The following is a 17,335-nucleotide window of genomic DNA, read 5'->3' as shown; positions in this document are numbered from 1 at the left end:
GATTTTTCGCCGAAAAATCGTCTCTGCCCCTGACTACGAATTGCGCGGACGTCAAACGACGGCTTGCTGCTGAAAGGATGACAAAATGCTGATCCTGAATTGCCCCTATTGCGGCGTTGACGCCGAAGAAACCGAACTGGCCGCTGGTGGCGAGGCGCATCTGAAGCGCTTTGGCCCCGGCTCGTCGGATGACGAATTCCACGACTACCTGTTCATGCGTGAAAACCCCAAAGGCGTGCATTTCGAACGCTGGCGGCACGCCAATGGCTGTGGCAAGTGGTTCCACGCCGCGCGTTGCACCCAAACGCTCGAAGTGTTCGGCACCTACACCGCTCAGACCTCCGAGCCGCCGCAAGACATCAAGGACGCCATCGCCGCCAAACGGCCCGGCTGGACGTGGAGAGAGTTCTCCTGATGCTTCACCTTTTCAAAAATACTCCCGCCGGAGGCTCCGACACCTCCACCTGCAAAAGGTCCGCAAAATGAGCACCCGTCTCGCAAAACTAGGCCGACTGATTAACCGGTCGAAACAGGTCACCTTTACTTTCAACGGCACCGCGATGCAGGGCTACGAGGGCGATACGCTTGCCTCGGCCCTTCTGGCCAATGATCAGATGATGATGGGCCGGTCGTTCAAATATCACCGTCCGCGTGGCGTTGTCGCCAGCGGGGCCGAGGAACCGAACGCTCTGGTCGGTCTCGGGCAGGGCGGCCGCTTCGAGCCGAACCAGCGTGCCACCACGACCGAGCTGTTCAACGGCCTGACGGCGATCTCGCAAAACCACTGGCCGAACCTGGAATTCGACATCGGTGCCGTCAACACTCACCTGTCACGGTTCCTGCCGGCCGGCTTCTACTACAAGATGTTCATCCATCCCAAGCCGTTCTGGAAGCACGTCTACGAACCCTTCATCCGCCAGTCCGCCGGTCTGGGCAAAGCGCCGGACAAGGAAACCAAGGACGCGGACACCTATGAACACTTCTACGCCTTCACCGATGTTCTGGTGATCGGTGGCGGTGTGGCTGGTCTTCTGGCCGCCAAAGCTGCGGCGCAATCCGGTGCCAAGGTTCTGCTGATCGAGCAGACTGCACATTGGGGCGGTCGCGCTCCGGTTGATGGCGGAACCGTCAATGGTGAGCCTGTGGATAAGTTCGTGGAACAATTGGTTTCCGAACTCGAAACAATGGGCAACGTCACCATGCGGTCCCGTTGCATGGGCGCAGGGGTTTATGACCATGGTTACGTATTGGGTTATGAGCGCCTGAACGATCACAAACCGGGCACGCAAGGCCCACGTCATCGCTTGTGGCGGATCCGGGCCAAACAGATCGTGACAGCAACAGGCGCGATCGAGCGTCCGCTGTCCTTTGCCGGAAATGATGTGCCGGGTGTGATGCTGGCTTCGGCCATGCGCGACTATGTGATCAACTGGGGCGTGACCCCCGGCGAGCGTGTCATCGTCGCCACCAACAATGACGATGCTTATCGCACGGCGATCCTGTTGAAACAGGCGGGTGTCGATGTCCTGCGCGTTGTCGATGCGCGTACATCTGCCGGGCCGTTGGCCGAAGAGGCGCGTCAGCTTGGCATCCGTGTCGATCCGGGCAAGGCCATCGCCAAAGTCAAAGGCGGCAAACGTGTCAAGAAAGTTGCGATCTGCAATCAGGAAGGCATCGGGGGCGCTCGCGAAGAAGTGGAATGCGACGCGGTCGCCATGTCGGGCGGCTGGTCTCCGGTGGTTCACATGTGGTCGCATTGTGGGGGCAAGCTGATCTGGGATGAGGCGCAAGCCCATTTCCGTCCCGATCCGGCGCGCCCGCCTTTGGGTGCGAATGGCGAAGGGTTTGTTGTGGCGGCGGGGTCTTCGAACGGTCCGCTGGCGCTGGGCGAGGTGCTGTCCGATGCCCATGCCGCTGGCAAAGCGGCGGCCAAGGCGGCCGGGTTCAAACCGAAGAACACTAAGGCCCCTGCTGGGGAAGCTACCGGCGAAGCGGCGATGGAAGCTGTCTGGCTGATGCCTGCCAATGCCGAAATTCAGCTGCGTATGAAATCCTGGCTCGACTTCCAGAACGACGTCAAAGTTTCCGACGTCCAGCTGGCTGCGCGTGAAGGGTACGAAAGCGTTGAACACACCAAGCGTTACACCACGCTGGGCATGGCGACGGATCAGGGTAAACTGAGCAATATCAACGGCTTGGCAATCCTGGCTGATGCGCTGGAATCCGAAATTCCGAAGGTCGGCACCACAACCTTCCGCCCGCCCTATACCCCCATTTCGATGGGTGCGATTGGTGGCGAAGCGCGTGGTGAAGTATTCCAGCCGATCCGCCAAACACCGATGCACAACTGGCACGACAAGAACGGCGCCGACTGGGAGCCGGTCGGCCACTGGCGCCGGACCTACGCCTACGTGCGTCCCGGAGAGTCCGTGCATGACGCGGTCAATCGCGAGGTCAAGAACACCCGCGAAAACCTTGGCCTGCTTGATGCATCGACGCTGGGCAAACTGATTGTCAAAGGCCCGGATGCCGGCAAGTTCCTCGACATGATGTACACCAACATGATGTCCACGCTGAAGGTCGGCAAATGCCGCTATGGCCTGATGTGCTCGGAAAACGGTTTCCTGATCGACGACGGCGTTGTTGCCCGCATCGACGAGGACACATGGCTGTGCCACACCACCACCGGCGGGGCCGAGCGTATCCATGGGCACATGGAAGAGTGGCTGCAGACCGAATGGTGGGACTGGAAAGTCTACGTGGCCAACGTGACCGAGCAATACGCGCAGGTCGCCGTGGTCGGCCCCAACGCCCGCAAGGTGCTTGAGAAGCTGGGCGGCATGGACGTCAGCCGCGACGCGCTGCCGTTCATGGAATGGCGTGATGGCAAGATCGGTGACTTCAACTGCCGCGCCTACCGCATTTCGTTCTCGGGTGAGCTGTCCTATGAAATCGCGGTTCCGGCCTCTCAGGGGCAGGCTTTCTGGGACGCTCTGATGGAAGCGGGCAAAGAGTTCGGCGTTATGCCTTATGGCACCGAATGTTTGCACATCCTGCGGGCCGAGAAAGGTTTTATCATGATCGGCGACGAGACCGACGGCACCGTGATCCCGCAGGATCTGGGGCTGCACTGGGCGCTGTCGAAAAAGAAAGAGGACTATCTGGGCAAACGCGCCCATTCGCGCAGCCACATGGCCGATCCTGAACGTTGGAAACTGGTCGGGCTTGAGACTGTGGATGGATCGGTTCTGCCGGATGGTGCCTACGCAGTGGGCGAGGGCGTCAACGCCAACGGTCAGCGCAATATGATCGGACGCGTGACCTCGACCTATTACTCGGCCAACCTGGACAAGGGCATCGCCATGGGTCTGATCAAACACGGGCCTGACCGGATGGGTGAGATTGTCGAGTTCCCGGGAACGGATGACAAAGTCTACAAAGCCAAGATCGTGGATCCGATCTTCTACGACAAGGACGGGGAGAAGCAGAATGTCTGAACCCATCAGCGCACTGAATCACGCAAGCTTCGACGGCATTGCCAAGGTCGAGGAATGCGGTCTGCAGGGTATGATCACTCTGCGCGGCGACCTGTCCGACAAGGTGCTTGCCAAGGCGGTCAAAGACGCCACGGGCCAAAAGGTTCCTGGCCAGCGCGAGGCTTTGGTGAACGGCGATACCGGCGTTTGCTGGATGTCGACCGACGAGTTGCTGGTGCTGGTGCCCTACGCCGAGGTCGAAGCCAAGCTGGCCGCGATGACCAATGCCCTGAGCGGCACACACGCCCTGGCCGTCAACGTCTCGGATGCCCGCGCAGTGTTCCGCATCTCGGGCGGCAGCGCACGCGAAGTACTGGGCAAGCTGGCTCCGGTCGAGTTCTCGGAAGAGGCATTCCAGCCCGGCCAGATCCGGCGCTCGCGTCTGGCACAGGTGGCAGGTGCGTTCTGGATGGATGACACCGAAACCTTCCGGGTGGTTTGTTTCCGGTCCGCCGCAGATTATGTGTTCAAACTGCTGAAAGTCGCGGCGCAGCCGGGCAGTGAAGTTGGGGTTTACTGACCTCTGCCTAAGTGCAGTTGAAATAGAAGCCCCGGGTCATCCGGGGCTTTTTTATTTGACCAACGCGCAGTTTCCGGTCCCGTAAGGTTTGTTTGATGCACTTACGTTGCCAAAGCTGCCGCGGACTTTGATCTTGTTTTTGGCTTGATCGAGGTTTGCCTGATACCGCATGCGCACCGCCTGACCGTCCGAACTCGGCAATGTGACCTTCCAGCTCATCTGGTAAATGTCGTTTCTGCGGGTATTCAGGTTTGCGTCCATCCAGTCGTGGTAGTTACTGACGACCTTCGCTTTGTTGGCTTCTGGATCAATGCGAAAGTAGTATTCCGGTGCGATCCAGCCTTCCCGACCCTTGACCTTGCAATGATATGTCAAATCTTCAGCCGCTGCCGTCTGAGCAGCAAATGCCGCAATGATAATTCCAAATAGTCGTTTCATTTCTTATCTTATTCATCAATGAGTTACTGGCGGAAGGAAACAGGTTTAGCTCGGGCAAACAAGCAGAACCGCACGTAAAATGAGAAGGTGGATTGTCGCATTCTACCCGTGCAGAACAATCGCGCGATAGCGTGTCAATTCTTCGGGTTTGAGCATTGTCTGAACGTCTGCCGGTTGCCCGCTTTCGTCACAAGCATTGGAGTAAAAGGAAAGGCTTTCCAGCAGCTCGGATGTGCGGGTCAGGCGATCTTCGTCGGCCAACAGGGGGGAGTGGAGAGAGAGATACAGTGCAGGCCGTACCTTTTCCAACCATGACAACAGGGTTGGAAGTACGAAGAACTCGGCCCCTTCGATATCCATTTTGACCAGTGACACGCCAGACAGATCATTCACCGCCTCGAACTGATCCCAGGCAATGGTCAGCGCATCGCTGCCATGTGTGCCGTCATGAAGCAATGAACTGGTGGAATCGCCGGGCTCTCCGCGCAGGGATGCCATGCGGGCCACACCGAACTGGTCTGACAGCGCCACACCAAAGGCCGACACGTTGTGGATGTCGTTCAGGTCCAGATTCCACGCCAGATGTCGGTAGGCCGTCGGGTCCGGCTCGAAACACCAGACATGCCGCGCCTTGCGTGCGCCATAAAGGACGGTGGGGCCAATCCACGCACCGATGTCAAGGTAATCGCTGCCCGGCGTCAGGTACTCATCAAGGACGGCGAAGGTCTCGGGTTCCCAGTCACCCGCAGTCGCCTTGCGCCAGAATTTCGAATGATAGGGGTCAAGGCGAAACGGCTCGCCGTTCAAGTTGCCCGCATAGTATCCGCGGGCGCGGTAGAACATCTTGCGCGCCTGTGTCAGCATCGTCTGCCTCCGGGTTTTCTTGTCTCGGCTCTTGACCTGCGGCGGCTGCCAAAGCATTTAACCTTGGGAACCGCAACTTACATTTTAAACAGGGGGCCGATATGGCTTTTGAACTTCCTGATCTTCCTTATGCACATGACGCGCTGGCAGCCAAGGGTATGTCCGCGGAAACACTGGAATATCACCACGACCTGCACCACAAGGCCTATGTCGACAACGGCAACAAGCTGATCGCCGGCACCCAGTGGGACGGCAAGTCGCTGGAAGAGATCATCGTTGGCACCTATGACGCAAACGCTGTCGCCCAGAATGGCATCTTCAACAACATCAGCCAGCTGTGGAACCACAACCAGTTCTGGGAAATGATGGGCCCCGGTGGCAACGCCATGCCCGGTGAGCTGGAAAAGGCCCTGACCGAAAGCTTCGGCTCGGTTGACGAATTCAAGTCGCAGTTCAGCGCTGCTGGTGCCGGTCAGTTCGGTTCGGGCTGGGCGTGGCTGGTCAAGAACGCGGACGGATCGCTGGCCGTGACCAAGACCGAAAACGGCGTGAACCCGCTGTGCTTTAACCAAACCGCACTGCTGGGTTGCGATGTGTGGGAGCACAGCTACTACATCGACTTCCGCAACAAGCGTCCGGCTTACCTTTCGAACTTCCTCGACAATCTGGTGAACTGGGAAAACGTTGCATCGCGGATGTAATCATTGACCCGACGAGGGTTCATACGGGGTCTGCTGGCGGTTACGCTGGCAGGCCTTTTTACTGCGGCTTATGGCTTTTTCATCGAGCCGGCCCTGCGGCTGCGCGTACGCAAATGGCGCCTGAAACGAACCGACTGGACTGTGCCCCCGGTTCGTATTGCGGTTCTGGCCGATCTGCATGTCGGAGAGCCTATGATCGGGCTTGACCGCATTCGCCAGATCGTGCGGCGCACCAATGCACTGGCGCCGGATCTTATCTTGCTGCTAGGAGATTACTCGGCAGACCTGAAAACCTTCATGCAACCGGTCAGGCCGGACGATCTGGCCGACGTTCTTTCTGATCTTGATGCGCCGCACGGGGTGTTTTCGGTGTTGGGCAACCACGACTGGTGGGATGACCGGCAGGCTCAGCAGCGGGGTGGTGGGCCGAATATCTACGCCGAGGCGCTGGGACGCAAAGGCATCACGGTTCTGTCGAACACTGCGATCAAGCTTGAGGCGTTAGGATTCTGGCTGGCCGGGCTTGAGGATCAGTGGGCTATCCGGCGCAAAGGCGGCGGGTATCAGGGGCTGGATGATCTGCCGGGCACCTTGAGTCAGGTAACGGACGATGCGCCGGTCGTGATGATGGCGCATGAACCGGATATTTTTCCAAAAGTACCAAAGAAAGTTGCGCTTACCCTGTCCGGGCATACTCATGGCGGACAGGTGCGCCTGTTTGGCTGGTCGCCCGTGGTGCCATCCCGCTATGGCAATCGGTACGCCTATGGGCACGTGCAGGAAGATGGGCGGGATCTGGTGGTTTCAGGCGGTATTGGCTGTTCAATCCTGCCCGTGCGGCTGGGGGTCACACCTGAGATTACAGTGATCGAAATGTCGGCCTGATCCTTTTCTTAGCGCTGGTGAAAACCTGCCGATACGTCGACTTTTGCCTTCGCCGGGATTGTATCGCGCCCCGCAGACCCTACGTAAAGTAGGCGGCAGGAGAGAGCTGCAAATCAAATAGACAAGCGACAGTAAGCGCGCCAATCCACTGTTGGCACGCTACAGAAGACTTGTGCCCAAAGGGCGGGGGGCGACCTCAACGGCCGATACAGGAGATCACTATGGTCGCAATTGAACAGGGAACATGGGTTATCATCGCAGACGGGGAAAAGGCGCTGGTGATGGAAAACATCACAGACGCCGAAGATCCCAATCTTGTCGTCGTCTCGGTTGAAGAGCAGGACACAGCGGACAACAAACCCAAGGACAGGGCAGGACGCCGGTTCGATTCCGGGCCGAACCAGAAGTCGGCCATGGAAGAGACGAACTGGAAAGCCCACGCCAAATCCTTGTTCGTTCAGGATGTGGCGGATTTGCTGAATCGAAAGGGGTTGAAAGGTGCGTTCAAGCGGCTTGTTCTTGTCGCCAGCCCTCATGTTCTGGGCCTGTTGCGCCGGCGGCTTCACAGCGAGGTGCTGGCCAAAGTGGTCGCCGAGGTCGACAAGACCCTGACAAACCACCCGTTGCACAAGGTCGAACAGGTTTTGCGTCAGCGCTTGGCAAAGCCTGCGGTTGCCTGACTATTTTTTCCCCGGGAGGCCAAAGGGTCCCCCGGGGTTCCGAACATCCTAAGTTAAGTCAGAAGCGAACGCAGGGCCTCAATGGCCCCTGTTGGGGAGTCCACCCAGGTCAGGAACTCGCCCAGCGATGGATCGGCAAATTCCTGATCCATGACCTGCGCGACCAGTTCGCGCAGCTTGTCCCAGTATCCATCAACATTCAGGATCAGGATGGGTTTGTCGTGCAGGCCTAGCTGCCGCCATGTCAGGGCTTCGAACAGTTCGTCCAGCGACCCGGGGCCACCCGGCAGAACGACAACCGCGTCTGCATTCATGATCATGACCTTCTTGCGCTCGTGCATGGTCTCGGTGATCACGAAATGGGTCAGGTCGGTCTTGCCGACTTCGCGCCGGACCAGATGCACTGGGATGACACCGAAAGTTTCCCCTCCGGCGGACTGCGCCGCGCGCGCGACCTCGCCCATCAGCCCGACATCTCCGGCACCATAAACCAGACGCCAGCCTTCATTTGCCAGCAATGTGCCGAACGCTTCGGCGGCTGCGGCATAGGCGGGATTTGTGCCATTGCGTGACCCGCAATACACACAGACTGATTTCTGAGACATCAGATGGGTTCTCCGGGCTTGTGTCTGAGGTTTTGACCCCTGATAGCGGGATTGATAGGTTGCCTCAACCGTCAGGCAGAATGTGTGAAAGTCAAAGCATTTGCGCTGCGGAGTGAAAGGAAAAGAATGGACGCCAAGTCGGGAAGCGGAAGCTCTGGAAACTTCCTCTGGGGATTGATCGCTGGAATTGCAGCTCTGATCGGAGCGGGAGGTTTGTATCTGTCCGGCATTTTTGGCGATGAACAGGACACTCCGGTGCCTCAGCAGACCGAACTCGCTGCCGAAGCGCCACAGGAAGATGTCACCACCGAAGCAGAAGAAACCGCTGAAAAGTCTGTGCAGCCTGCGGAAACGGCGGAGCCTGAGCAGTCTGTAGATCAGGCCGGGCAAGGCGAGAGCCAACCGGAACCGGCGGGCGAGGAAAAGGCCGAGACCGGGGAGGCAGTTGAACCTGCGCCCACGCCGGTCATCGCGCCTGCTCTGGATCAGGTTTATATCGAAACGGACGGGAACGCCCTGTTGTCCGGCACCGCCGAACCGGGTTCCGAAATCCGCGTGTTGCTGGATGGAGAGCCTGTGCACAGCTTCACGGTCGATGCCAGCGGGCAATTTGCCGAGTTTCTGGTGATCCCGTTCTCCGATATCGCAAGGGGCTTGGTGCTTGAGACATCCGACGGAGACACGGCGTCGCGTTCGGATGATTACCTGATAGCGGCGCTACCGGCGCCCGAGCCGCAACAGACCGAGGTGGCTTCGGCCGAGCCGTCAGAGGAAGCCGGAGCGCAAACGGTTGAGCCCGGTGCATCCGAAGTGGAAGTCACGGAACCCGAACCGACCGAGACCGCAGCAGCGGAAGACACGGGAACAGACCAACAGCCTGTGATTTCGCAAGAGGAGCAGACGGCAGAGGCATCTTCTGAGGATCAGCCCCAGCCCGAACCCGAAACGGCAGATACTGAAACCGCCGAAACCGACACCGCAGAAACTGAACAGGCAGATACTGAACCCACAGTATCTGAACCGGCAGCCGAGGCTTCTCAGGATCAGCAGGTCGCCGTATTGCGGTCTGGTGAAGAAGGTGTCGAACTGGTGCAGCCTCCTGCGACGCAAACTCAGCAGCCGGATCAGATTGCATTGGATACGATTGGCTATTCGGAAACCGGCGAAGTCGAGCTGACGGGGCGTGCGCAGGGCGGATCGGCTGTGCGCCTTTATCTGGACAACCGCCTTGTCGGCGATCTTCCGTCTGCGGAAGACGGAAAATGGCGGGGCGAGATCGAAGGTATCGACCCTGGTATCTATACATTGCGGGTGGATGAGGTAGCCCCGGACGGAACTGTCGTCAGTCGACTGGAAACCCCATTCAAGCGAGAACCAATCGAGACGCTGCAGGCGGCTGATCAGTTGGATGAAGCGGATGCCGAGACCCAAACAGCCGCAATCCGGTCAGTCACGGTTCAGAAAGGCGACACACTCTGGGCGATTTCGCGGGAACGTTTTGGTGACGGTATTCTCTACGTCAAACTTTTCGAGGCCAACCGCGACTCGATCCGCGATCCGGACCTGATTTATCCTGGTCAAATCTTTACCATCCCCGAATGAACACCCGGCTCTGGCCCTTTTGGGGGCGGGGGCCTATTTCTGATCTCAGGACAGACACGTGAAGCGACGGACAGCCCCAATGCAATCTGATAACGGGTCAGAACCTGACGAACGGCGCTCTGGCTGGCGCACGATCCGAAAGGTTTCGCCTTACCTGTGGCCCGATGACGAGCCGTGGGTTAAGCGCCGCGTTGTTCTGGCGCTGACGATGCTGGTCGTGGCCAAGCTGATCGCGGTATATACGCCGATTCTGTACAAGGGCGCGGTCGATGCGTTGGCGGGCGAAGGTGTGCCGCCCATAGCGCTTGGTGCTGTCGGGCTGACAGTGGCCTATGGCGTCGCGCGGATGATGACCGTTGGCTTCCAGCAATTGCGCGATGCGGCTTTTGCGCCGGTTGGACAGCGTGCTTTGCGTGCGCTTGCGCTGGAAACCTTCCAACACATCCACCAATTGTCCATGCGCTATCACGTGACACGCCGAACAGGCGGCCTGAGCCGGATTATCGAGCGGGGCGTCAAAGGGGTAGAGTTCCTGCTGCGGTTCCTGTTGTTTTCGATTGGGCCGCTGATCCTGGAACTGCTGCTGGTTGCGATCATTCTGATGTGGCTGTTCGACGTGTGGTACCTGGTTGTCGTCGCCGTCACCATCACACTTTACATTTGGTTCACGTTCGCGGTGACGGAATGGCGGGTCAAGCTGCGCCGCGAGATGAATGATCAGGACACCGAAGCCAATCAGCGCGCTATCGACAGCCTGCTGAACTTCGAAACCGTCAAGTATTTCAATGCGGAGATGCGCGAAGCCGAACGGTATGACGTTTCGATGAAGGCTTATGCAAAGGCCGCGCTCAAGACCGCTTATTCGCTGGCCTTTCTGAATTTTGGACAGTCCTTCCTGATCACGTGCGGGCTGATCGGTGTCATGGTTCTTGCGGCCATTGGCGTGCAGAACGGAGGCCTGACGGTGGGCGATTTCGTGATGGTGAACGCCTACATGATCCAGATCACCGTGCCGCTGAATTTCCTGGGCACGGTCTATCGCGAAATCCGCCAGTCTCTGGTGGATATGGGGCAGATGTTCGATCTGCTCGAACAGCCCGCCGAGGTAACCGACAAGCCTTGTGCACCCAATTTGAAGGTGAATGGCGGCGAGGTGACGTTGGAAGATGTGCGGTTCGGGTATGAGGCTGACCGGGAAATCCTCAAAGGTGTATCCCTGACCGTACCGGCAGGGCAGACCGTTGCAATCGTCGGGGCGACTGGGTCCGGCAAGTCGACCATCGGGCGGCTTTTATTCCGGTTCTACGATGTCACAGGTGGCGCGCTGAAAATCGACGGACAGGATGTCCGCGATGTCAGTCAGACCAGTCTGCACGCGGCCATCGGTGTCGTGCCGCAAGACACCGTTCTGTTCAATGACACGATCCGCTACAATATTGCTTATGGCCGCGAAGGAGCCAGCCAGTCCGACGTGGAAGAGGCCGCGAAAGCTGCTCAGATACACGACTTCATCGCCAGCCTGCCTGACGGCTATGACACAAAGGTTGGCGAGCGGGGGCTGAAACTGTCAGGCGGTGAGAAGCAGCGCGTGGGTATCGCGCGCACCTTGCTGAAGAATCCGCCGATTTTGTTGTTGGATGAGGCGACCTCGGCGCTGGATACCGACACCGAACAGGACATCAAGGACGCCCTAGCGCGGGCGGGAGAGGGGCGGACTGTGCTGACCATCGCTCACCGACTGAGCACAATTGCCGAGGCCGATCGCATCGTTGTGCTGGAACGGGGCGAGATCCTGGAACAGGGCACGCATGACGAATTGCTCTCTCGAGCCGGACGCTATGCGCAGCTATGGAACCGGCAGCAATCGGACACGCAGGCTGCCTGACGCGCGTTGTGTCCGGCAGGATGATTTTGTGATAAAATAAGCCTGTTCTTACAGGAGATTTCCGATGCGTCGATTTGTTCGAAAAGGCACAATTGCGGGCATACTTGCCGTGGCTATCAACCTTCCCACGCTGGCCGCAGCTGATCCGATCGAAGGCGTCTGGAAGACCGAGCCGGATCGAAAGGACCTGATCTCGCACATCAAGATTACGGTGTGTGGCGACAAGTTTTGCGGTCAGATTTTGTCGGCCTATGACAAATCCGGAAAAGAGGTGCAGACGCCCAATATCGGGAAGAAACTGTTCTGGGATGTGTCCAGCGAAGGTTCGGGCACATATGGCGGCGGAGAGTTTTGGGTGCCACTGCTGGATGTCGAGGCGGTGCCTCAGATGACGTTGCAGGGCGACACGCTCAAGGTCAAAGGATGTGAACATCACCTCTGCGGCCATCAGACCTGGACACGATTGCAGAATTGAAAAGGGCCGGTGTTGGCCGGCCCATGATCTTTATTCAGCTGCTTTCAGAGGCGGATTAGGTGGCTGATCCGACGCCTGGTCCGTTTTGGCCACGGACAGAGCGTCTATGACCTCATCGTCCTCCCAGATAACCTCGGTCGCCTGCGCTTTTCGCGCCGCCCGTCCAATGGCCATATCCTGTGCCAGCCGGCTGGCGCGGCCTGCCGAGGCGCGGGCCAGTGCCTTGCCCAGCCAGATTGTGTAGGTCGCCACCCAGACTCGCAGCGCCAACAGCGATGGTGTCACGATCAGTGTCAGTACGGTCGCAATACCCAGGCCAAAGACAACCGCAGTGGCAAGCTGTTTCCACCACAGGGCGGTGGGGCTGTCGATGGAATAACCGCCGTTGATGAAGTCCAGCGACAGACCGAACATCATCGGTGTCAGACCCGCCATCGTGGTCAAAGTGGTCAGCAGAACCGGACGAATGCGCGCCTCGGCCGTGCGGACGATGGCCTCGATCCGGGGCATGTAGCGGCTGTATTCCTGATAAGTGTCGATCAGAACGATGTTGTTGTTCACCACGATCCCGGCCAGCGCCACGATGCCCGTCCCGGTCATGATGATCGAGAACGGCTGTTGCATGATCATCATTCCGATCAGCACCCCGGTTGTCGATAGAACAACCGCCAGCAGCACCAGCACCGAGTTGTAGAACGAGTTGAACTGCGCCAGCAGGATCACGAACATCAATCCCAGCGCACCCATGAACGCATTTACAAGGAAGGCGCCGGATTCTTCCTGTTCCTCCTGGTCGCCGGTCCATTCCCAGCTGACTGCTTTCGAGAAAGGTCCAGTGTCCAACCACTCCGTCAGGACGGCAATCCGTTCATTGGGGTTGATCAGCGAGAACTGCGCGCCGCCATCCTCGATCGCAGACCGGATATCCTCGGCGCTCTGGCTGCTGGTCAGCTCGACAATCTCATACGCCTCACCATCGGGGCTGGTCAGGGTCGCGCCCTTAGGCTCCGCGCCTTCCGCAACCGCCCGGACAACGGCCAGCCTTTGTTCTGTGCCGTCCGCGTCGGTGATAACGACTTTGCTCAGCCCCGGTTCTACGTCCGCTTTGATGTCGTAATACCGCTCCTGATTGATGCGGTTGATCTCGGCCAGTTTTTCAACCGGCTTGCGGGTTACGAAATTCGATAGTGGCACCAGACCGTCCGAAGTGCGGACCTTCAGCGAATCCAGCGTGGAAAGAACGCGGTCTTCTTCGGGCAGACGCACACGAATCTCGACTTCTTCGTCGGTATTGTCCGGGCGCATCTCACCCAGCAGGATACCGCGTGTGACCAGCTGCACCATCGCGCCCACGGTCGCCACATCGGCCCCGAACCGACCCGCCTTGGCCACGTCCACGTCGATCTGCCAGTCAATGCCGGGCAGGGGCAGGGTGTCCTCGATCCTGACCAGACCGGGGGTGGTGTCGAACGCCTCGCGCGCGGACAGGGTTGCTGAGGTCAACTCCTCCCAATTGTTGCCCTTGATGCGCAGATGCACCGGTTTGGCCGAGGCCGGACCCTGATCCAGCGGCTGAAGCTCGACGATGATTCCGGGCAGTTCGGCCAGACTTGCGGTCAGTTCCTCAAGCACCCTATCGCCGTCGTAATTGGGATCGATGAAATGACGGTCAAACAGGCCGCCAAGGATCGGCTCTGACACATTCGGGCGGTCTTCCCACGGGATGATTTCGAACTGCACACGGCCAACGGTGTCGCCGGGGGCCTGCGCGCCACCGGTGTTCTGGTTCAGCCCACCTTCACCGGCAAAGGCGAAGACGTTGATAACAGCCGGGTGCGCGCTGATGGTCTGTTCAGCGGCCAGAACAATTGCGTCTTTTTCCGCCAGAGACAGGTTGCCACGGGCGCGGACATAGGCGGTGGCCTGTTCGGGCTCAGTCTCGACAAAAAACTCGACGCCGCGGTTGTTGTTCGAAAAGGCCGTCATCACAGATACAACGGCAAATCCGATCACCGCGATCGAGACGATCGGCATGATCGGATTTCCAACGAGGAATTTCACCATATAGCCAAAGACCGTGTGTTCTTTGGCCGTGTGCACATGGTCGTCTTCGCGGCGTTCGATCTTTGCCGCGCTCAGCGTGACGGATCCTGCAAAGGCACCCGTCAGAAACAGGAACGCGCCGAACAAACTGCCTGCGGTGCCGCCGATTGGAAGCAGATAGGTCGGGTTCAGCACCTGCATCGCACCCAGGAAAATCAGGTAGAGCGATGGCGGCACCAATACGGCGCGTACCCACCAGCGGGTTCGCGCGCGCAGCCAATTCGACGTGCGGTCAAAAGTCCGGCTCAACCGGCCCGAAACACCGCCCATCACGGGCAGATAGATCAGCGCCACAATCAGAGAGGATGACAGAACGAAGATCAACGTGATCGGCAGCATCTTCATGAACTCGCCCGGAACGCCGGGCCAGAACAGCATGGGCAGAAACGCACAAAGCGTGGTCGCCGTCGATGATACGATGGGCCAGAACATCCGCTGTGCCGCCTCGACATAGGCGTGCATCGGGCCGACGCCTTCCTTGATGCGCTTGTCGGCGTATTCGACCACCACGATGGCCCCGTCGACCAGCATCCCGACCGCAAGGATCAGGCCGAACATCACCATGTTCGAAATGCTGACGCCCATCATGGCCAGGAAGGCGAAGCACAGCAGGAACGAGGTCGGAATCGCAAAACCCACCAACAGCGCGGCACGGGTGCCCAGCGACGCCAGCACAACGATCATCACCAGCGCAACGGCCGTCAGGACGGAACCTTCAAGCTGGCTTACCATCGAGCCGACGATACGGCTCTGGTCATTCGACGTGCCGACGTCGACTGCTGCCGCCAGTTCCGGTGGCCAGATCTTCTGAGCCTCGGCAACGACCTTTTTGACCTCGTTGACCGTGTCGATGACGTTAAAGCCTTTGCGCTTGACCACCTGCAAGGCAACGGTGGCCTCCCCATCGAACCGGGCAGTGCCTTCACGGTCTTCAAAGGTGTAATTGATCTGCGCCAGTTCGCCCAGCGTGACAACGCGGTCGCCATTGACCTTGACCGGCAGGCCGTAAACATCCTGCGCTGTCTTGAAGGACGAAGGGATTTTGACCGAGAAGGTGCCTTGCGCCGTCTCGACCTCACCAGCAGCGATCAGCTGGTTGTTGTTCTGCACAACGTTGATCAGTTCTGCGGCGGTGACGTTGTAAGCCTCAAGCCGCAAGGGGTCGATCACCACTTCAAGCAGTTCGTCCCGATTGCCGGCAATCCCGGCTTCCAGAACGGAATCCAGCGCTTCAAGATCATCCTGCAGGTCTTTGGCAACACGGGCCATTGTGCGTTCGGGAACCGCGCCGGTCAGGTTGACTATGACGATTGGAAATTCGGAGAAGTTGATCTCGTTCAGCGAGTACTGCTCGGCCCCGTCGGGGAAATCAGCCTGCGCGCTGTTCATCGCGTCGCGGACATCGGCGGTGATCGCGGTCTTGTCCCAGCCGAAGTCGAATTCAAGCGCAATCCCGGCATAGCCTTCTGCGGCGGTGGCGGTCATTTCCTTCAAACCGTCCAGATCCGCCAGTTCGGTTTCCATGGGCTTGATCAGCAGGTTCTCGGAATCCTCTGCCGAAATACCGGGGAACGAAACCGAGACGAACAGAGCCGGGATTTCGATGTCCGGCTCGCCTTCTTTTGGCAGGCTGACATAAGCAAACCCGCCAACCATCAACGAGATCGCGATGAAGGCCAGGACCATTCGGGCCCTGTCGGCGGCCCAACTGACAATACCCGTCATTGCGACAATTCCCGGTAGGTCGGCGCGACACTGACGCCTTTGGTCACGAATTCCTGCCCGACGACAATGATATCCACCGTTTCAGGCAATCCGTCGATCCAGACACCGCTTGAGGTGTCACGCAGCAGATGAACAGGCATGAAGTCGACTACATTGCCCGCTGCAATTGTGCGAACCCCCAATTGGCCTTCATTGTTCAGCGTCAATGCGGATTGCGGCAGCAGGTGCGCCTTGGCGCCTTCGGCTGCGATGCGAATGTCAGCGGTCTGGCCGTCGCGGATGGCCAGTTCCGAGTTCGGAACGGTGATCTCAACCTCGAAGGTCCGGGTGGTTTCATCGGCGGAACGGCTGAGGAATGTCACACGGCCCGTAACCTCAAGACCGGTCACCAGTTTGGCCGAAGCCTCGGACCCCACAATGATCCGGTTCACTTCGGTCTCGGGAACAAAACCCACCAGCTTGATCGGATCCAGCTGGATGACGGTTGCACACAGCGATCCCGGCTGCATCAGGCTGCCCAATTCCGCCGTGTCGCTTTCCAGCAGGCCACGGAACGGCGCTTCGATGGTAAGGCGGTCAATCTCGCGCTGGGCCGCTTTCACCTCGGCTGCAGCAGCTTCGATACCGGCGCGAGTGGCCTCCAGACCCGCTTCGGCCGATTTCACACCTGCTTCAGCAGTGCTCATGGCCGCTTCGCTGGAAATCCGGCGTGTTTCCGACCCAAAACCCGTTTCAGACAGCTTACGCGCTGCTTTCAGGTTGATCTCGGCCTCGGCCACGCGCGCATGTGCTTCAGCAAGGCGGGCTTCGGCTTCGGGGATGCGGCTTTCGGCCTCAAGCTTGCCCGCCATCGCTTCGGCCAGACTGGCCGGGCGGGTGCCAGGGTCGAGTTCGCACAAAAGATCTCCGGCCTCGACAAAAGTGCCCTTGCGCTTGGGTTCTGACACAACGGTCGATATCGTTTCGGCCAGCACTTCGACCTGACGGTTCGCCTTGGTCTGGCCACGCAACAGCACTGCGCTGTCGATCTCGCGCGCCGATGACCGCAAGGCGACGACCTTGATTGCATCCGGATTTTGGGCAGCTTCCGCGCCCTCACCACCTTCAGCGGCTTGTGCTTCCGTTACGTCATCTTTTCCAGCAAAGGCGAACAGCGCGTCCCTTTCGAACACCAAAAAGTATAATGCAACAATTACCAAAAGCGCGTTTGCGAATGAAATCAATCGCATGCAGAAATTCTCCTAGGATTCATTGCCAGATTTTCACTGGCGCTTATGCCTCAAAATGGGGTCCGGCATAGGCCATTTCCATACTGA

Annotated in this window: 14 protein-coding genes; 9 read left to right on the top strand and 5 right to left on the bottom strand. The window is 58.8% G+C overall.

Going from position 1 to position 17,335, the window contains the following annotated elements:
* The first annotated feature begins 85 nt into the window (after positions 1 to 85).
* From ACR0J2_RS04615 to ACR0J2_RS04605, 3 genes are all read left to right on the top strand, one after another.
* A complete protein-coding gene (locus tag ACR0J2_RS04615) occupies positions 86 to 415 on the top strand; it encodes a sarcosine oxidase subunit delta (protein ID WP_480811788.1) in 330 nt (109 codons plus the stop codon).
* Between the two features lie 67 nt (positions 416 to 482).
* Positions 483 to 3,497 (top strand): sarcosine oxidase subunit alpha family protein, encoded by a 3,015-nt coding sequence (locus ACR0J2_RS04610; RefSeq protein ID WP_480811787.1) that lies wholly within the window; start codon positions 483 to 485, stop codon positions 3,495 to 3,497.
* Complete coding sequence (locus ACR0J2_RS04605; RefSeq protein ID WP_170610149.1) at positions 3,490 to 4,056, top strand: sarcosine oxidase subunit gamma; 567 nt, start codon at positions 3,490 to 3,492, stop codon at positions 4,054 to 4,056. Before ACR0J2_RS04610 ends, ACR0J2_RS04605 begins: the two co-directional genes overlap by 8 nt.
* 51 nt (positions 4,057 to 4,107) lie before the next feature.
* Here ACR0J2_RS04605 and ACR0J2_RS04600 read toward each other — a convergent pair whose 3' ends face one another.
* Entirely contained in the window at positions 4,108 to 4,494 is a 387-nt protein-coding gene (locus tag ACR0J2_RS04600) for a hypothetical protein (protein WP_480811786.1), read from the bottom strand.
* A 102-nt stretch (positions 4,495 to 4,596) separates the two neighbouring features.
* Positions 4,597 to 5,358, bottom strand: a complete 762-nt coding sequence (locus ACR0J2_RS04595; RefSeq protein ID WP_480811785.1) for an FkbM family methyltransferase — start codon at positions 5,356 to 5,358, stop codon at positions 4,597 to 4,599.
* A 101-nt stretch (positions 5,359 to 5,459) separates the two neighbouring features.
* Here ACR0J2_RS04595 and ACR0J2_RS04590 point away from each other — a divergent pair, with 101 nt between their 5' ends.
* The 3 genes from ACR0J2_RS04590 to ACR0J2_RS04580 all read left to right on the top strand — a co-directional run bounded on the left by ACR0J2_RS04590 (position 5,460) and on the right by ACR0J2_RS04580 (position 7,624).
* Positions 5,460 to 6,059, top strand: coding sequence for a superoxide dismutase (locus ACR0J2_RS04590; protein WP_480811784.1), 600 nt, complete (start codon positions 5,460 to 5,462; stop codon positions 6,057 to 6,059).
* A 3-nt stretch (positions 6,060 to 6,062) separates the two neighbouring features.
* Positions 6,063 to 6,944, top strand: a complete 882-nt coding sequence (locus ACR0J2_RS04585; protein ID WP_480811783.1) for a metallophosphoesterase — start codon at positions 6,063 to 6,065, stop codon at positions 6,942 to 6,944.
* 221 nt (positions 6,945 to 7,165) lie between these two features.
* The gene (locus ACR0J2_RS04580; RefSeq protein WP_170676343.1) at positions 7,166 to 7,624 is read left to right on the top strand and encodes a baeRF12 domain-containing protein; all 459 of its coding nucleotides are present in this window, start codon (positions 7,166 to 7,168) and stop codon (positions 7,622 to 7,624) included.
* 53 nt (positions 7,625 to 7,677) lie between these two features.
* On the opposite strand, the gene ACR0J2_RS04575 is transcribed toward ACR0J2_RS04580, so the two are convergent.
* Complete coding sequence (locus ACR0J2_RS04575; RefSeq protein ID WP_170805445.1) at positions 7,678 to 8,229, bottom strand: TIGR00730 family Rossman fold protein; 552 nt, start codon at positions 8,227 to 8,229, stop codon at positions 7,678 to 7,680.
* Between the two features lie 126 nt (positions 8,230 to 8,355).
* On the opposite strand from ACR0J2_RS04575, the gene ACR0J2_RS04570 reads away from it, so the two are divergent.
* The 3 genes from ACR0J2_RS04570 to ACR0J2_RS04560 all read left to right on the top strand — a co-directional run bounded on the left by ACR0J2_RS04570 (position 8,356) and on the right by ACR0J2_RS04560 (position 12,191).
* Complete coding sequence (locus tag ACR0J2_RS04570) at positions 8,356 to 9,831, top strand: LysM peptidoglycan-binding domain-containing protein (RefSeq protein WP_480811782.1); 1,476 nt, start codon at positions 8,356 to 8,358, stop codon at positions 9,829 to 9,831.
* A 79-nt stretch (positions 9,832 to 9,910) separates the two neighbouring features.
* The gene (locus ACR0J2_RS04565; RefSeq protein WP_480811781.1) at positions 9,911 to 11,716 is read left to right on the top strand and encodes an ABCB family ABC transporter ATP-binding protein/permease; all 1,806 of its coding nucleotides are present in this window, start codon (positions 9,911 to 9,913) and stop codon (positions 11,714 to 11,716) included.
* A 64-nt stretch (positions 11,717 to 11,780) separates the two neighbouring features.
* Positions 11,781 to 12,191 (top strand): DUF2147 domain-containing protein, encoded by a 411-nt coding sequence (locus ACR0J2_RS04560; protein WP_480811780.1) that lies wholly within the window; start codon positions 11,781 to 11,783, stop codon positions 12,189 to 12,191.
* A gap of 30 nt (positions 12,192 to 12,221) precedes the next feature.
* On the opposite strand, the gene ACR0J2_RS04555 is transcribed toward ACR0J2_RS04560, so the two are convergent.
* Both ACR0J2_RS04555 and ACR0J2_RS04550 read right to left on the bottom strand, forming a co-directional pair.
* Entirely contained in the window at positions 12,222 to 16,019 is a 3,798-nt protein-coding gene (locus ACR0J2_RS04555) for an efflux RND transporter permease subunit (protein ID WP_480811779.1), read from the bottom strand.
* On the bottom strand, positions 16,016 to 17,248 hold the full coding sequence (locus ACR0J2_RS04550) for an efflux RND transporter periplasmic adaptor subunit (RefSeq protein ID WP_480811778.1): 1,233 nt from the start codon (positions 17,246 to 17,248) through the stop codon (positions 16,016 to 16,018). The genes ACR0J2_RS04555 and ACR0J2_RS04550 overlap by 4 nt, the downstream gene beginning before the upstream one ends.
* Between the last annotated feature and the right edge of the window lie 87 nt (positions 17,249 to 17,335).

The sequence above is a fragment of the Ruegeria sp. CG4 genome (assembly GCF_056537185.1).
This window is presented reverse-complemented; position numbering and strand designations above follow the sequence as displayed.

Excerpts from the sequence above, each read along its gene's own strand:
- ACR0J2_RS04615 (WP_480811788.1), top strand. The coding sequence starts at position 86 with ATGCTGATCCTGAATTGCCCCTATTGCGGCGTTGACGCCGAAGAAACC.
- ACR0J2_RS04610 (WP_480811787.1), top strand. The coding sequence starts at position 483 with ATGAGCACCCGTCTCGCAAAACTAGGCCGACTGATTAACCGGTCGAAA.
- ACR0J2_RS04605 (WP_170610149.1), top strand. The coding sequence starts at position 3,490 with ATGTCTGAACCCATCAGCGCACTGAATCACGCAAGCTTCGACGGCATT.
- ACR0J2_RS04600 (WP_480811786.1), bottom strand. The coding sequence starts at position 4,494 with ATGAAACGACTATTTGGAATTATCATTGCGGCATTTGCTGCTCAGACG.
- ACR0J2_RS04595 (WP_480811785.1), bottom strand. The coding sequence starts at position 5,358 with ATGCTGACACAGGCGCGCAAGATGTTCTACCGCGCCCGCGGATACTAT.
- ACR0J2_RS04590 (WP_480811784.1), top strand. The coding sequence starts at position 5,460 with ATGGCTTTTGAACTTCCTGATCTTCCTTATGCACATGACGCGCTGGCA.
- ACR0J2_RS04580 (WP_170676343.1), top strand. The coding sequence starts at position 7,166 with ATGGTCGCAATTGAACAGGGAACATGGGTTATCATCGCAGACGGGGAA.
- ACR0J2_RS04575 (WP_170805445.1), bottom strand. The coding sequence starts at position 8,229 with ATGTCTCAGAAATCAGTCTGTGTGTATTGCGGGTCACGCAATGGCACA.
- ACR0J2_RS04570 (WP_480811782.1), top strand. The coding sequence starts at position 8,356 with ATGGACGCCAAGTCGGGAAGCGGAAGCTCTGGAAACTTCCTCTGGGGA.
- ACR0J2_RS04565 (WP_480811781.1), top strand. The coding sequence starts at position 9,911 with ATGCAATCTGATAACGGGTCAGAACCTGACGAACGGCGCTCTGGCTGG.
- ACR0J2_RS04560 (WP_480811780.1), top strand. The coding sequence starts at position 11,781 with ATGCGTCGATTTGTTCGAAAAGGCACAATTGCGGGCATACTTGCCGTG.
- ACR0J2_RS04555 (WP_480811779.1), bottom strand. The coding sequence starts at position 16,019 with ATGACGGGTATTGTCAGTTGGGCCGCCGACAGGGCCCGAATGGTCCTG.
- ACR0J2_RS04550 (WP_480811778.1), bottom strand. The coding sequence starts at position 17,248 with ATGCGATTGATTTCATTCGCAAACGCGCTTTTGGTAATTGTTGCATTA.